Source organism: Bacteroides sp. AM41-16 (assembly GCF_003603495.1).
Lineage (GTDB): Bacteria > Bacteroidota > Bacteroidia > Bacteroidales > Bacteroidaceae > Bacteroides > Bacteroides uniformis.
On sequence record NZ_QTNE01000012.1, the window covers coordinates 15,611 to 32,952 of the forward strand.

General features: G+C 46.6%; 8 protein-coding genes. All 8 read left to right on the forward strand.

The annotated features are described in order from the left end of the window. Window positions 1–18: 18 nt before the first annotated feature. The 8 genes from DW896_RS11940 to DW896_RS11975 all read left to right on the forward strand — a co-directional run bounded on the left by DW896_RS11940 (window position 19) and on the right by DW896_RS11975 (window position 17,340). Entirely contained in the window at window positions 19–3,105 is a 3,087-nt protein-coding gene (locus tag DW896_RS11940; RefSeq protein WP_005824769.1) for a TonB-dependent receptor, read from the forward strand. 16 nt (window positions 3,106–3,121) lie between these two features. Further along, window positions 3,122–5,044 carry a RagB/SusD family nutrient uptake outer membrane protein gene (locus DW896_RS11945; protein ID WP_005824772.1) on the forward strand — a complete coding sequence of 641 codons (1,923 nt, stop codon included), beginning with the start codon at window positions 3,122–3,124 and terminating at the stop codon, window positions 5,042–5,044. Between the two features lie 20 nt (window positions 5,045–5,064). Beyond that, entirely contained in the window at window positions 5,065–5,943 is an 879-nt protein-coding gene (locus tag DW896_RS11950) for an Ig-like domain-containing protein (RefSeq protein ID WP_005824774.1), read from the forward strand. 122 nt (window positions 5,944–6,065) lie between these two features. Further along, complete coding sequence (locus DW896_RS11955) at window positions 6,066–8,009, forward strand: glycoside hydrolase family 172 protein (RefSeq protein WP_005824777.1); 1,944 nt, start codon at window positions 6,066–6,068, stop codon at window positions 8,007–8,009. A gap of 22 nt (window positions 8,010–8,031) precedes the next feature. Next, window positions 8,032–9,177 carry a DUF4185 domain-containing protein gene (locus DW896_RS11960; protein WP_005833955.1) on the forward strand — a complete coding sequence of 382 codons (1,146 nt, stop codon included), beginning with the start codon at window positions 8,032–8,034 and terminating at the stop codon, window positions 9,175–9,177. Window positions 9,178–9,270: 93 nt separating this feature from the next. Continuing rightward, window positions 9,271–12,882 carry a glycoside hydrolase family 38 C-terminal domain-containing protein gene (locus DW896_RS11965; protein WP_009037491.1) on the forward strand — a complete coding sequence of 1,204 codons (3,612 nt, stop codon included), beginning with the start codon at window positions 9,271–9,273 and terminating at the stop codon, window positions 12,880–12,882. A gap of 11 nt (window positions 12,883–12,893) precedes the next feature. Next, window positions 12,894–14,978 (forward strand): DUF2961 domain-containing protein, encoded by a 2,085-nt coding sequence (locus DW896_RS11970; RefSeq protein WP_034529202.1) that lies wholly within the window; start codon window positions 12,894–12,896, stop codon window positions 14,976–14,978. A gap of 136 nt (window positions 14,979–15,114) precedes the next feature. Continuing rightward, complete coding sequence (locus DW896_RS11975; RefSeq protein ID WP_009037489.1) at window positions 15,115–17,340, forward strand: sensor histidine kinase KdpD; 2,226 nt, start codon at window positions 15,115–15,117, stop codon at window positions 17,338–17,340. The last annotated feature ends 2 nt before the right edge of the window (window positions 17,341–17,342 follow it).

Consider the following 17,342-nt stretch of genomic DNA (forward strand, 5'->3'; position numbering starts at 1 on the left):
CATTAATAAAGGTACGAAATGAAGAATATTCCCAAAAAGCAATTTGCGGGCTGGATGCTGATGCTACTGTTGTGCATCAGTATCTCGGCATTTGCCCAGTCGCCTAAGAAGGTGACCGGACGTGTGATGGATGCACAAGGTGAGTTACTCATCGGTGTGAATGTGACGGAGGCGGCAGACCCTTCTAATGGTGTGGTGACGGACATCAACGGTACGTATACGATTACGTTGAAAGGTAATAAGCCGTCATTAAAATTCTCTTATATTGGCTTTAAGGATAAAGTGGTAGCGGTAGGCTCCAAAGGAGTGCTTGATGTAGCTTTGGAAGAAGATGTGGCAGCCCTTGACGAAGTGGTGGTAGTGGGCTTCGGAACGCAGAAGAAAGCTTCTGTGGTCGGCTCCATTACCAATATAGAGCCGGCCAAACTTGCCGCGGCTCCCAGCCGTTCGCTTAGTAACAACTTGGCGGGTATGGTTCCCGGTGTGATTGCGGTTCAGCGTAGCGGTGACCCTTGGTTCAATAACTCCGACTTCTGGATTCGTGGTATCAGTAGCTTTACTGGCAATACCAATCCGCTGGTATTGGTGGACGGCGTCGAGCGTTCGCTCCACGACATCGACCCTGAAGAAATCGCCTCCTTTTCCGTGTTGAAGGATGCTGCCGCCAGTGCCGTCTACGGTGTGCGCGGTGCCAATGGTGTAGTGATGATTGAGACCAAGCGTGGCAAGATTGGAAAGCCGCAGGTGAACGTCCGCTTCGAACACTCCTTTACGCAACCCATCAAGATACCCGACTACATCGGCAGTGTGAAGTATCTGGAACTGATTAACGAAATGTATGCCGAGCAGGGTAGAAACCCGTTTGTAAGCGAAGCCACCCTGCTGAACTACAAGAACCAGACCGACCCGGAACTCTATCCCGATGTGAATTGGTGGGATGTTATCTCCAAAGACCATGCAGACAACACAAAGGCGAACGTTAGTGTCAACGGTGGTACGGACATTCTTCGTTATGCGTTGGTGGCAGGATATTACAATGAGAACGGTATCATTGAACGCGACAAAAACCAGGAGTGGGACTCTTCCCTGAAGGTGAGCCGATATACGGTACGTTCCAATGTAGATGTGAATGTGACTCCCACTACCTTGTTCCGCGCCAATGTGGGCGTATTCCTGCAAACTCGTAACGCTCCTCCGGGAGACACGGAAACCAACCAGGGCATTTTCTATCAAGCCATGCGTGTACCTCCCTACGTGCATCCGGCTATCTATGCCGATGGGCGCATTCCACGTGTGATGTACAAGGAGAACCCTTGGGCGTGGGCCACGCAGCGTGGATACGAAAAACTAAATCATAATAAGATTGAATCCTTAGTATCGTTGGAACAAGATTTGAAGTTCGTTACACCGGGATTGAAGTTCAAAGGAACCTTCTCTTTCGACAAGTTCTCGGCAACTTCCGTAACACGTTCCAAGAACCCCTATTACTACAATCCCGCCACCGCACGCGATGCAGAGGGCAACATCATCACTGATGTGCAGACCACCGGACAAGAGTTCCTGGGCTATGCAAAAGGAGCTGAATGGGGCGACCAGTCCATCTATCTGGAAGGAATGTTCTCGTACAACCGCATTTTCGGCAAAGTGCACGATGTGAACGCCATGTTCCTCTACAACCAGAAGGAGTATGACAATGGTGATGCGCTTCCCTATCGTACCCAAGGCATAGCCGGAAGATTCTCTTATACTTACGACAGCCGCTATGTTGCCGAGCTGAACTTCGGTTACAACGGCTCCGAGAACTTTGCCAAAGGCAAGCGCTTCGGCTTCTTCCCCGCCGTGGCGTTGGGATGGATTGTATCTTCCGAGAAATTCATGGAGCCGGTTTCCGATGTCATCTCCAACTTGAAGCTGAGAGCTACTTGGGGTAAGGCCGGTAACAGTAACATTGGTGGTAACAGACGTTTCGCCTATATTTCTACCATTGTCAATACCGGTTCGTACAGATGGGGTACAGATGCGGAAATCTATCGCCTTGGACGTTCGGAAGGCGAAATCGGTGTGAACAACTTGACATGGGAAACCGTGACCAAGATGAATGCCGGTATCGACTTAGGTCTATGGAATGGTAGCGTGAACCTCGTAGTGGATGTGTTCAAGGAAAAGCGCGATGACATCTTCATGCAGCGTAAGAATGTGCCTGGTTCTGCCGGATTCAACCGCCCTGTTTGGGCCAATTATGGCAAGGTCGAGAATCAGGGATTTGATGTGTCTTTGAATGTCAACCATAAGTTCAATAGCGATTGGGCCATTTCCGCTATGGCAAACTATACCTACGCACACAATAAGGTTGTGGAAATAGACGAACCTGCCGCCATCTTGGGTACATACCGTTCGCAAACCGGTAAGCCTATAGGGCAATTGTTTGGCTTGATAGCCGAAAGGCTCTTTACGGAAGATGATTTCGATGAAAACGGTATGCTTAAGGAAGGAATTCCGGCACAGAAGTTCAGTGATATGAGTAACCTACGTCCCGGTGACATTAAATACAAAGATTTGAACGGGGATGGTGAAGTGACCGCAGTAGATAAAACAGCCATTGGTGGTACACGTATTCCCGAGATTGTCTATGGTTTTGGAGCTACAGTAAGCTATAAGTCGTTCGATTTGGGAGTATTCTTCCAAGGAACAGGTAAAACCTACCAGCTCTTGGGCGGAGAGACCTGGTTGCCGGGTTCTTCCTTAGGTGCTGGTAACATCTATTCGAACATTGACGACCGTTGGACACCCGAAAATCCGAGGCAAGATGTATTCTGGCCCCGTATGGGAGACAAGGCTGTGGCAAACAATGAACAAGCTTCCACATGGTGGTTGCGTGACATGAGTTTCCTGCGCTTGAAGAATCTGGAACTTGGATATACCCTTCCGCAACGTTGGACTACCAAAATTGGCATCCGCGGCTGCCGTTTGTTTGCAAGAGGAACCAATCTGCTGACGTTCTCCAACTTCAAGCTTTGGGACCCCGAACTGGAAACTACCGATGGATTGAGATACCCACAGATGAAATCTGTATCAGTGGGTTTTAGCATCAATTTCAACAATTAATTAAGATACGAAGAAAATGAAAAAATATAAATCTATAGCAAAAGCTGTCTTATTGTCGTGCACCCTGGCATTGACAACGAGTTGCAACGATTTCTTGGACAAGGCTCCCGACGACCAGCTTACCATGGAGATGATTTTCACGGACAAGATAAGGACTGAGGACTGGTTGGCAGGTGTTTATTCATCCATTCCCAGCCCCATGTGGGGGTATTTCAAGGCACAAGGTTATAACATTATGGGCGATGATATCACTATTCCCCAAGATTGGTCGCCGTATGGATGGAGCAATGTGTATGCCTACACCACCGGAAACTGGAGTCCTATCTCAACATGGGACCCCTATTATTGGGTAGAATTACACAAGCGCATACGTTCCGGCCTTATCTTCTTGCAAGAGGCAAAAGTACTTCCGGAAAAAGACCTGAAGGAATCTTATGTCAACCAGATGAAGTACGAAGTCCGTTTCCTGATAGCCTACTATTACTCTTTGATGATTGAGTTGTATGGTGCCATACCGTTTACTCCCGGTGTGCTTGTTTCCGTCGATGCGCCCGAATCGGAGATGATGACTCCCCAAAGACCCTATGCCGAAGTGGTAGATTGGATTGACAAAGAGCTGCTGGAAGTGTCAGAGCATTTGCCCGCTGTCTATCCCAATAATACCGATTGGGGCAGGGCTACCTCTATCATGGCTTTGGCAATACGTGCCAAAACACTGTTATTTGCCGCAAGTCCATTGTTCAACGGCAATCCGGATCTCAAGGACTGGAAGAATTCGGAAGGAGAATTCCTCTTTGATGCCGAAGCCAAGCCGGAAAGATGGGAAAAGGCTGCCAAAGCTCATCTCGACTTGATAAAGGCAGCCGAAGCGGCCGGACATAAGCTGTACTATGAGTATAATGTGGATGGAAGTATCGACCCCTTCATGTCTTACTACAACATGTCGTTGAAACGCTTCTCAGAAGGCAACAAGGAGATTCTTTTCGGACGCCCCGAAAATGTGGACCTGAACTACTGGCAGGCTCATCATCTGCCGAAAGGTATCGGTGGAAATGCCGCTATGGGTGTTACTCAGGAACTGGTGGACGCTTTTTATATGAAGAACGGTGAAATGCCTATATTGGGATATAACGAGGATGGTTCGCCCATTATCAACCCGGAATCGGGGTATGTGGAAAACGGATTCTCTACCAATACAGAGTATAGAACCACGAAGTGGCCGGGCGGTGGACCTTCGAACCTTGCCAATAAAGAAACCGGTGTAAGCCCGGTAACAGAAGAAGGTACCTACAACATGTATTGCAACCGGGAGCCTCGCTTCTATGTTTCCGTCATCTATAATGGCGCATGGCTGGGAGTTGATAACCGTCGTGTGGACTTCCTTCAAGGAGGCCGTGATACGGATATGACTTTCGACTCTCCGCAGAACGGTTATAATGTCCGTAAGCGAATCTCTTTGGATGTACTTCCCAGAGATGGAAAGTATGTATATCAGCCGGGTATCTTATACAGAATGGCTGAAGCGTATTTGGGCTATGCGGAAGCATTGAACGAGTCTTCGCCAGCTCCCACTCCCGATGTATATAAGTATGTGAACTTGATTCGTGAACGTGCCGGAATTCCCGCTTTGAAGGAAGGGCTGAGTAAGGAAGAAATGCGTGCCGCCATTCAGCAAGAACGTCGGGTAGAGTTCAATTGTGAAGGTATCCGTTTCCATGACCTCCGTCGTTGGAAGATTGCCGACAAATACCTGGGCGGCAAGCTTTATGGTATGAATCATGACGGTTCTGAGAAGAGCGATGATGTGAACAATCCGAAGGCTTTTTATAAGAGAACTTACTACAAGAGCCGTACCTTCAACAAAAGAATGTATTTATGGCCCGTTCCGCAGGCTCAGATGGACATCAACCCCAATTTGAGACAAGCTCCCGGATATTAATAAATAATTAGAGAACAAGTATGAAATCAATAAAATTCATTTTTAGTGCGATGACATTGGCATTTGCTGCATTGACATCCTGTTCGGATGATAACAGTGTGGACTTGTCCAATCGTAAGTTTGTACGTATTGACCAATCATCGGTTTATTTGGAGATTGACGAAACTGCCACAGTTACCGCTTCTGTTGATGACCTGGCAGGCGATTCCTATCAGTTGAAGTGGAGTGTCCTCAACTCCGATGTGGCTACCATTGAAGGTGTGGAAAATAATGCAGCTGTAATTACACCTGTTGCTGTTGGAAAAACGGTCATCAAGGTAGAAACGGCTGATGGCAAGTTGTGCTACTTTAGCGACTTGACTGTTACCAAGACTCCTAAGACGTGTTACATTGACTTTGGTGTCATTGATTCTCCGGCTCCGTTTAACAACTATAGGAATCCCAGAGACCCCGGATTGGTAAATATGCTCGACCATAGAGGTCGTCCTACTACTTTCGGCATCGAGGTGGACAAACCGTTTTCCGGAGAATTGGCTCGCGGTTTGAATAATAATTTGGGTCTTCCAAAAACAGCTTCTGAGGATATGTTTTTCAGCGACGGTATTGCTATTCCGCTCAGTGGATTTAAGGTGACAGGTCTCTCTCAAGGAACAAAATATACGTTCAGTTTCTATGGTCACATCAATGACCGTGGAACTGAAACCGAGTTCCATGTAATCGGAAAGAACGATGGCGTTGCTTATTTGGTTAATGACGATAATTTCGATAGAACGGTAGAGATTAAGGGTATTGAGCCTAATGACGAAGGTGTTGTTTATATCGAAATGAAACCGGGCCCGAACAATGTACAATGGGCCAAATTCTTTGGCGTAAATACCATGGTACTTTCAGAAGAGTAGAATTGATGTGGTTTTATAGACCATAATCTTTTCTATTGAAATAATACTGTCAGTGAGGAGAGATACCGTTTAAACAGGCATTCTCTCCTTGCCTTTTTAAAAAACATATAGTAAAATAGTTTATGAAAATTAATTTGAAAGAAGTTTCTGTTTTCTTGTCTGCCATTCTATTGGCAGGCTCGTATGCCGTGGCTCAGAATCCATACAGATGGACGGATGAGCTGGAGTTATTGAAAAGAGTGGATAAATTGCCGGAGTATCGCACTGGCTCTTATGTGGAGCAGTTCTCGAGTTACGACCGTACCGGAGGCAATGATGATGGTTTTGCGGGTACTTATTCTTTCCTTCGTAAGGAAGGTGATAAGTTGGTGATTGCTGAGATGGAAGGCCCCGGAGTCATCAACCGAATCTGGACTCCTACACCGACGGACAATATGCTCTATTTCTATTTTGATGGACAGAAAGAGCCCGGTCTGAAAATAAAGTTCTCGGATTTGTTTTCCGGTAAGGTTTATCCGTTTACAAAGCCCGTTTGTGGTAATGAAATTGGTGGTTTTTATTGTTATCTGCCCATTACGTACAAAAAGTCCTGCAAAATTGTTTTCGATGGACCTAAATTGGAATTCATTCAGATACAATACCGTAACTTGCCGGAAAAGAAGGTGGAAACCTATACCGGTGAATTCTCACAGCAGGATAAGGATTTGTTGGCTGAGGTGAATAGAATATGGGCTGACTTGTCTCCTGCTGTAACGAATTATACCTTTGGAAAATCAGCTGGTGTACAGACGGAAGAAAAGGTATTTACACTGAGTCCGGGAGAAGAAGTTTCTTTCTTTGAGATGGCAGAACCGGGACGTATTGTAGGTATGTCGATTGATGGCGGAACATCTTTCGAAGGTTTATACAAAGATGTGATTCTTTCAGCTAAATGGGATAATGAGAAGGTGGAGGCTATTTATGCCCCCGTTGCTGATTTTTTTGGATATGCCTATGGAAAAGGAGCAATGCGGAGTATCTTAATGGGTAAGCAAGGTACTTCCAACTACTGCTATCTGCCAATGCCTTTTGACAAGTCAGCTTCTATGAAGATGATTTATAAAAAGAGAGAAGGTATTCAGCAATCTCCTATTTCTGTAAACGTTAAAGTGTACTATAACAGTAATAAGCGTAATGTGAAGGAAGAGGGTAAGTTCTATTCTGTATGGCGTAGAGAGAAAACTCCTCTCGGCATTTTCCATAAGTTTGCTGCACAAAAAGGAAAAGGACATTATGTAGGAACCATCCATCAGGCACAAGGCCTGCGTCCGGGAATGACCTTGTTCTTCGAAGGGGACGACAGCACTTACGTAGATAATAAAATGCGTCTGCACGGCACCGGTTCCGAAGACTATTACAACGGTGGCTGGTATGCTTTATTGGATCGTTGGGACAGAGGAAACAGCCTCCCTCTCCATGGTTGTCTGGATTATTCACTTCCGATGGCCAGAACCGGTGGATACCGTTTCTTCTTGGCCGACAAAATGTCCTATGAGAAGGAAATCTATCATGGAATGGAACATGGTGAAGTAAAAAATAATTTCCCGGTAGATTATACATCTGTTGGATTCTTCTATGCAGCCCAGCCATTGCAAGGCAGAGAAGAACCTACTGCTGAATTACGCACTGTATATCAGCCGACAGAACATATTTATTTCCCTCAATTGATGCAGCTGAGTCTTGGTGGAGGTGTCCAGGTAACAAATGAGCGTGGAATCCGTATGACCACCCAGCATGGAGGAGTAGTGCGCATCATGCTGAACGATGTGCCCGAAGGAAAATATAAAGTGCTGATAAACTATTTCGAGAAACCGAATGGTGCCGACTTCCAGGTTTGGCAACGCCAGAAGCAACTGTCCGGATGGATTTCTACTAAGAAGGACAAAGAAGTGTCTAAAGACAGAGTACATGTAGGAGACATCAATTTGACGGAACAAACCAATTCGGTCACTTTCCATGTGAGAAATAATAACGGTGGGGACCAGTTTGAACTGGGACTGATTATCCTGGAAAGAATAAAGGAATAGATGTGGGAATGTGTACTTGTATATGGAATTGATAAGAATGAGAACTAAACAAATTTTACTGTTCGGGCTTGTTACCTGTAGTTTGACGGGCAATATGGCTTGTAAGGATGCTGATAGTGAAAAAACGCTGTGTATTGATAATGTACGCATGATATCCCGTGTCACGGGTGATCCTTTGCCGGGAGATACATTGCTGAATCCCAATAATACCGGACCTGATTTTGATGTATATGGAACGGATTTGGGGTTAATGTGGCATATGGATGGAAACCGTGTGGGCATGTTTTTCGGAGATACCAGTGGAGAAGGCTTTGTCGTGAATAAAAATGGTGGTAATGGTTCCAACTGGCGTTCCAACGTACTGGCTTTTTCATCGGATACAGAGCTTACAGACGGTCTTAAAATAGATTCAATGCTGCTTGATGCCGATGGTAAGGCGCTTGAGGTATGTGCAGGCGGTAAGACGAATCCGGAGGTATACCAGACTTCCATCCCCACGAGTGCCATTCGTGCCGGGAAAACGGATTGTGTCCATATCATGAACATTTATGATTGGGGAGCGCCTCATGGACGCTGGCTTACCAATTTTTCTTCTGTCTATACTTCCAATGATGACGGTCGGACATGGGAGCGACGTGAAGAGGTGACTTTTTCTCCCGACAGTCATTTTTCGCAAGTGGCTTATGCCAAACGTGACGGATGGATTTATATGCTTGGCACACAGGCCGGACGTGGTGATGCTGCGTATCTGGCGCGTTTCCTTGAGAAAGATCTTCTGGATATGAAGGCCTATGAATACTGGAACGGTGAAAGTAAAGAGTGGATACGTGGAAATGAGGCTGCCGCTACTCCGGTATTGAGAGGTCCCGTAGGAGAAGCGTCGCTGATATGGCACAAGAAGTTTGAGCGTTGGATTCTGACTTATAATTATGATCCGAATCATGACGAGACTCCTTTGACCAAAAGGCATGCCATTCTTTATTGTACATCGAAGGATCTCGTCCAGTGGAGCGAGCCGAAAGTATTGGCAGAAGCGGACAGATATCCAGCTTTGTATTGCGCTTACATACATCCGTTGAAAGACAATGATGACCAGCTTTGGTTCATCATGTCCATGTGGGGGCCATACAATGCTTTCCTGATGTGTGCCGATATGAAGTTGGAGTGAGTCCTTCCGGTCATTGTTAAGTATTAGTTATCCATCCTTTGTGAATGATGGAATATTGCTGTATGAAGTATAAATGTAATAAATAAACAGAAAATGAGAAAACAGATTGCAGTATTGGCTTCCGCCTTGCTGTTAGGGGGCGGAGTTTATGCTCAGAATGCGTTGCAGACACAAAAGCCGAAAGCCTACATGGTGTCTGATGCACATTTGGACACACAGTGGAACTGGGATATCCAGACCACAATCAAGGATTATGTGTGGAATACGATCAGCCAGAATCTGTTTCTGCTGAAGCAGTATCCGGAATATATTTTTAATTTTGAAGGAGGTGTGAAATATGCTTGGATGAAGGAATATTATCCGGCGCAATACGAAGAGATGAAGAAATTCATAGAGAGCGGCCGTTGGCATATCAGCGGAGCCAGCTGGGATGCCACTGATACGCTGGTTCCTTCCATAGAGTCTGCGATTCGTAACATCATGCTTGGTCAGAATTATTATCGGAAGGAATTTGGTGTGGAAAGCACTGACATCTTTTTGCCGGATTGTTTCGGTTTTGGCTGGACACTTCCTGCCATTACGTCCCATTGCGGACTGATTGGTTTCTCTTCTCAGAAGTTGCAGTGGCGCAACAAGCCGTTCTACGGCAACGACAAATATCCTTTCACTATCGGCCTATGGCAAGGTATAGACGGCTCTACCATCATGATGGCTCATGGATATGATTATAACCAGCGTTTTGAGGACGAAGACTTGTCGGAAAACAAGAATTTGTTGGAATTGACTACCCACTCTCCGCTTCACATGGTCTACCGCTATTACGGTACGGGAGACATAGGTGGTTCACCTACATTGGAGTCTGTACGTGCCATAGAGAAAGGCCTGCAAGGCAATGGTCCGTTGCAGATTGTCAGTGCCACGAGTGACCGGATATATAAAGACTTCCAGCCTTACGCAAGCCATCCGGAACTGCCCAAGTTCAACGGTGAACTGTTGATGGATGTTCACGGTACCGGATGTTATACTTCCCAGGCTGCCATGAAGCTGTACAACCGTCAGAATGAGCTTTTGGGGGATGCAGCGGAACGCTCCTCCGTTGTAGCCGAATGGCTGAACCAAGCTTCCTATCCCGGAGCTGCATTGACTGAGAACTGGCAGCGTTTCATTTTCCATCAGTTCCATGATGACCTTACGGGAACAAGTATACCGCGGGCTTATGAATTCTCATGGAATGACGAGTTGATTTCCCTCAAGCAGTTCTCCGGTATTCTTACTTCCTCCATTGACGCTGTGGCAAGAAAGATGGATACCAGGGTGAAAGGGATACCGGTGGTGCTTTACAATGCGCTTGGATTCCAGGTTGCCGATATGGCAGAGGTGGAACTTGCCTTGCCAAAGAAACCGAAAGGAATTACCGTATATGATATGAATGGCCGGAAAGTGGCCGCCCAACTACTGTCCTATGTCGATGGTAAAGCCAGACTCTTGATGGAAGCTGTTTTGCCTGCTACCGGTTATGCGGTATATGATGTCCGCACATCCGGTCTGTCGGCTGATGCCCGGGTATCTGTGAATGCCAATGCATTGGAGAATTCTGTTTACAAGATAACGTTGGATAAGAAGGGAGACATCATTTCACTGTTTGACAAGAAGAATGGCAAGGAGCTGGTGAAACCCGGTAAATCCATTCGTTTGGCGCTTTTCACGCAGAACAAGTCCTACATATGGCCTGCTTGGGAAATCTTGAAGGAGACCATAGACCGGGAACCGGTTTCCATCACAGAGGATGTGAAGATGACATTGGTGGAGGATGGTGAGCTGCGCAAGTCACTCTGCATCGAGAAACGTTATGGAGAGTCACTCTTCAAGCAATACATCCGCTTGTATGAAGGCAACCGTGCTGACCGCATAGACTTCTACAATGAGGTGGACTGGCAGTTGTCCAATGCCTTATTGAAGGCCGAATTCCCCTTGAACATAGCAAATACGGAAGCTACTTACGATTTGGGACTTGGAAGCGTGAAGCGGGGCAACAATACGGAGACTGCCTATGAAGTCTATGCACAGTATTGGGCCGATTTGACTGACCGTAGTGGAAACTATGGTGTGTCTGTCCTGAATGACAGCAAATACGGTTGGGACAAACCGGACGACAACACCCTCCGCCTGACTCTGCTGCATACCCCCGAAACAGACAAGGATTATGCTTACCAGAATCGCCAGGACTTCGGTCATCATTGCTTTACATACAGTCTGGTGGGTCATGCCGGCGGACTTGACAAGGCTGCCACCATAGAGAAAGCGGAGATGTTGAACCAGAGGTTGAAAGCTTTCCGTACCGACAAACACAAGGGTACGTTGGGTAAGGAGTTCTCTTTCGTCTCTTCCAATAACCGCAATGTCATTATCAAGGCATTGAAGAAAGCCGAGAACTCGGATGAGTATGTAGTGCGTGTCTATGAGATGGGCGGTGAGAAGGTGCAGGATGCGGTACTTTCTTTTGCAGGCGAAATTGCCAGTGCCTGCGAAGCGGATGGCACTGAAAAGAGTATCGGTTCGGCCGAATTCAGTGGAAACGGGCTGTCTGTAAGTATAAAGCCTTATTCTGTAAAGACATTCAAGGTACGTTTGAAGTCATCGGGTGAAGACGCCTATCAATTGCAGTATGCCTCTTTGTCGCTGTCCTATAACTATAAATGTTCATCATTCAACGAGTTTCGCGGTGAAGCTGATTTTGAGTCGGGCTATTCGTTTGCGGCAGAACTGTTGCCCGAATCCCTGGCTGTAAACGGGATTCCTTTCCAACTCGGTGAGAAAGATGCCGCCAACGGAATGACATGCAATGGTGATACTATTGTTCTACCGGAAGGTAAAAAGTATAATAAACTGTATTTCCTGGCTGCTGCTACGGACGGGGACTATGCCGCCACTTTCCGGTGCGGAGGGAACAAGAGTGAGGTCATTGTACCTTCCTATACCGGATTTGTCGGACAGTGGGGACATTCGGGACATACCAAAGGTTATCTGAAGGATGCCGAAGTGGCTTATGTGGGAACTCACCGCCACTCTCCTACAGCCGATGAGGCCTATGAGTTTACCTATATGTTCAAGTTCGGTGTCGATATTCCGGCAGGTGCTGCCAGCCTTATACTTCCGAAGAATGAAAAGGTTGTTCTTTTTGCTGCCACATTGGTGGAGGAAACTCTGAAACCCGTCCAGGTTGCCACTAGCTTGTTCCATACAGCCATCCGTGACAATGAGATGGAGTTGAACAGTGTGGAGGTGGAAAAAGAAAACCTGTTGAAGGGTGCGAAGATTATCGCCTATTCCGGCTATTTTAATGATAATGAGAAGCCCGAACGTATCGTTGACGGGGATGTCGATACCAAATGGTGTGAAGTGGGAAGTGCGTTGAATTATGTGGATTTTGATTTGGGTGAGGCGAAAACTGTGAGCGGTTGGAAACTGGTGAATGCAGGCCGTGAGGACAAAGGGTACATTACTTCCGCTTGCTTCCTGCAAGGCAGAAACAGCCAGACTGAAGAATGGAAGACACTTGACAATATAGATGGAAACCGGCAGAATGTCGTATCACGTATGATTGACACTCCGGCGCAGGTACGCTATGTACGCTTGATGATAACCCGTCCTATGCAGCATGCAGGAGGAAAGGTGTTACGCATCAATGAGATGGAGATTTACTAAAATAATCGGCTATGATGAAAAAACTAGTTTTTGTAATTCAGTTGATATTTCTCTATAGCAGTTTGGCTATGGCCGACCCGGTTATCTCTCTTAAGACATTGTTGCATGAGATGACAGACCGCTCCGCGCTGGCGCGTTGGCCCGAAAATACCTATACGTGCAAGCAGTTCAGCAGCTACGACCGTAGTTCGCATAATATGACGGATAAGCGTGCCTGGTTTGGTAATTTCGACCAGGGACAGTTTATCCGTCAGGAAGAGAACGGGGGGAGGACAGAATATGTGATGATGGATGCCGAAGGTCCTGGCGCCATGGTTCGTTTCTGGATGACTTTCTCCGGTATAAACCGGGGGCAAGGAACTCTGCGCATCTACATAGACAATGAGGAAAAACCGGTAATTGAAGGCAATGTACGTGATATATTGAGCGGACAAGTCCTTTGTGGGGAACCTCTTTCAACTTCAGTGCCCGATGAGGCTCCGATGGAAGAAAGGGGGCATAATTTGTATTTGCCCATACCTTACGCCAAAAGGTGCAAGGTGACCATCGAATCGCCGGACTTGAAGATTACTCCGGAGGGGAAAATTGAAAGTAAGACCATTGTATACTATGCCATCAATTACCGTACTTATATTTCTCCGGTCAAGGTGGTTTCTTTCTCGGCCAAAGAGTTGAAGAAGAATGCCCGGCTGATAGCTGCTGTCAATAAGAAGCTGTCGGAAGGAGCACCTGGTATTGATACTCCGCTTGCGGGAGGAGAAAGTACGCTCAATCTGGCGGCTTCTCTGGCTCCGGGTGAAAGCCGTAGTTTTACGATTGACGGCTCTCGTGCCATTCGTCGTCTTTCGATGCGGATTGATGCCGATGACCGTCGCCAAGCACTTCGCTCTACGGTCTTGTCCATTGCCTTTGATGGGGAACTAACTGTCTGGGCTCCGGTCGGTGAGTTTTTCGGGGTAGGCTATTATCCCGTTGCAACCGGTACGTGGTATACGCGGGCCGTGCAGGATGACGTGATGAGTGCATGGTGGGTGATGCCTTTCGAGCGGAACTGTACGATTACCTTGACCAATTATGGGGAACAGCCGGTGGAAATATCCAAGGCGGCTGCAGTTAGTGGAAAGTGGCAGTGGGATGAGCGTTCCATGCATTTTGGTACCACATGGCAGCAGTTTACGCATATCCATGCCCGGGGCGATGAGTTTGCCCAGGACCTTACGTTTGCCGATCTTAAGGGTAGGGGCGTGTATGTGGGAGATGCGGTTACTGTCTATAACCCCAACTTGGGTTGGTGGGGAGAAGGAGATGAAAAGGTGTATGTGGACGGTGAAACCTTTCCGTCACACTTTGGAACGGGTACAGAAGATTATTATGGCTATGCCTGGGGGCGCTATGAACCGTGGATAAACCATCCTTTTGTTGCCCAACCCATAGGAGATGGTTGTTATGCTCACATAGGTTTGGCGCAGAATACCCGTGTTCGTAGTTTGGATGCGATTCCGTTTACCCGGAGCCTGCGCTTTGACATGGAGTTATTCGATTGGTCGAATATACACCTTAATTATGCTCCGATAACCTTCTGGTATATGCTTCCCGGAGGCGAAATACAGCCGAAACCCTTTGTGAGCGATGTACGCGAACGGGTTGCCAACCAACCGTCAGATATTTTCGGTTCAGGGATGAGTCTGGTTGTGGAGGGCGAAGTCATGCAGCCTCGTCCGGGGCATATGGGTTCCGTTGAATTGCAGACCAACTTCCACCCCTTGTGGAGTGAGGGTATGCAGCTCTACTGGAAAGAGTTTAAATCGGGAGATAAGCTGTCATTGGTTTTTGACAGTGAAGTGGAAGGAACTTATTATGCGAAAATACAGTTCACTGTGGCGCCTGATTATGGTACATTTGCCCTTCGTGTAAATGATAAGGTGATTACTCCGGAAGTCAGTCTGACCAATGGAGAAGTGTCTCTGCTTTTGGTGAATCTTGGGCGGGTCAATTTGGAAAAAGGAAAGAATGAGTTGCAGATTGAGTCGATTGCACTGGCTCCGGGACATGATACCGGTTTCTTTGGGATTGATAAGTTGACTCTTCGCAAATAATTCTGTAGACGTCTCTATCGCAGGGATTGTACTTGTATGGATAGCTTTGGATAAATAAAAGTCCAAGGCTATCTTTTTTGTATCAGTTCTTTTTCTATGATAAAATGCTATCTTTGTCCTCAAAATAATAGGTAAGATGAAACTTCGTTCACTCTATATCCTTTCTATTGTAGGGCTGCTACTGGTAATTGTGGTGCAGATTGGTGGTATGATGTATGCTTACGACAATACCAAGAAAGAGGCGGAACGCGCACTGAACGAATGTTTCCGTCTGGCTTTTATCGAAACGGTGGACAACGAGATTAATAATTTACCGTTTCCTGACATGACTATCCCTTTTTACTCGTATCTATCCAAAGACAGTATCAGGTCTTTCGAAGATGAGATGTTTTTAAACTATCAGCAGGCAGCTTCCTTTCTCGAAGATGTATATCATGTCGCCATTCCATTAGATGTGATGGCGAGGTTGGTAGAGAAGAAACTGAAATGGAAAAATATAGACCGGACTGTAAATATCCGTCCTGCGACGGACAGAAGCAAGCGTTCGGTATATGTACGGTTCAAGTCTGTTCTTTCGGAAAAAGCCTGGTTGAATGAGAAGAAAGGAGAGGCCATTGAAGCTGTCATGTTTTCTCCTTTTATACCGCTTGTCAAGGATATAGTCTTTTTGTTCCTTCCTACGCTTCTCTTGGTTGTTTTTCTGGTGTACAGTTGGGCCAGGCAAATGGATTCCATACTTAAACAAGGTAATGATATTGAGAAGCAGCGGTCTGCTTTTTATGTGCTGGCAGAGAAGATGAGGTTGCCGATAGGTGAGGTACGTAGTCAGATATCGGAGAGCCGGTGGGCAGATATAGAAGCCTCGGGGCAACATTTGCTGGACATGACAGAACATACGCTTACGGGAGCTAAGCAAAGCGAACGGCAGCGGCAGGTGCGCAAGCAATATTCTTTTAAAGTCTTTTCGATTGTCGGGTTGATTGCCGGCTGTCTGCTGATGGTAGTCTGGTTTGTCTATCTGTACCGTGCTTCTTTCAAAGAAACTGCCTATCAGGTAAATGATTGTTTTGAAGCGGCTTTTTATGACGAGGTCTTGAAACGCCGCCTTTCTTTGCTCTACGAACAGACTGATAGGGATGGAAAGGATGAATGGGAAGAGAGTGTTGAATCGCCTTTTGCAAAGGAGCAAAGGGAATTTCTGGAGAAAGAGCAGTCGAAGTATAAGGTGAACCGCTTTGGAGTGGTACATATGTACAATCCGGTCGATTTGAATTATCGACTACGCTCTGCTTTGATTATGCAGCGCAGCATCAATGAAAGCGGAATGGAACTTCCTCTCTCCGTGCAGTACCTCGATTCTGCTTTTGCTTCCAGGTTGGAAGCCTTGGGAATGACCTATAAGAGTGGTATCCGCCAGTACTACGCTCCCTCCGATAGTACAGTGGTGGAAGCAGGATATGCCTCGGCAAAATATCAGGATATTTCTTCCCGGTTTATACCGTTGAAGGAGGACAGCATCCTTTGTATACAAGGTGTGGTGAAGAATCCGTATCGCTACGTCATAAGTTCCGTATGGTATCTGTTTCTGCCTCTTTGGGTAATGTTTTTGGTGGTGTTGGACTGTATTCTCGGCCAGGTGAAAGTTTTGCGTACACAGCGGCATTTGGAGCAATTCCAGAAGGATTTTACTTATGCTATGATACACGACATGAAGTCTCCTCTGAGTTCCATCCTGATGGGAGCTCATATTCTGAATAGCGGCAAATTGTCCGGTAAGCCCGGAAAAGAAGAGAAATACCGGCAGGCGATGATGGAAGAGTGTGAGCATCTGCTTACCCTTTCCAATCGTGTACTGGTACTTACCAAGCTGGATGAGGGACATTTGGAACTCCATCAGGAAGAGGTGCCTTTGCGGCCTTTACTTGATGATATGATTGCCAAAATTTCTCTGAAAACCAGCAAAAGGGTAGAATTTACGACCGTTTATCATCGTTGTGAAATGGTGTATGCCGATGCCTTCTGTTTGCGTGAAGTGTTGGGCAATCTGCTGGACAATGCCATTAAATATTCCCATGAAGAGGTAAAGATAGATATTATTTGCGAATCGGAGAAAGGCTTCTGCAAGATAAAGGTGTGTGACAACGGATTGGGTATTCCCTTAAAAGACCAGTCTCTTATCTTCAACCGTTTTGAACGTTCTGCAGCAGTCGGGCGAAGTGGAAGGGGCGGTGCTGCAGGTTTTGGTCTGGGCCTGAATTATGTACAGCAGGTGATGCTGGCACATGGCGGCAGGGTAGAAGTGGAAAGTGAAGAGGGGCGCTTCAGTGAATTTACACTCTACTTTCCTATTGAGACTGTATAAAT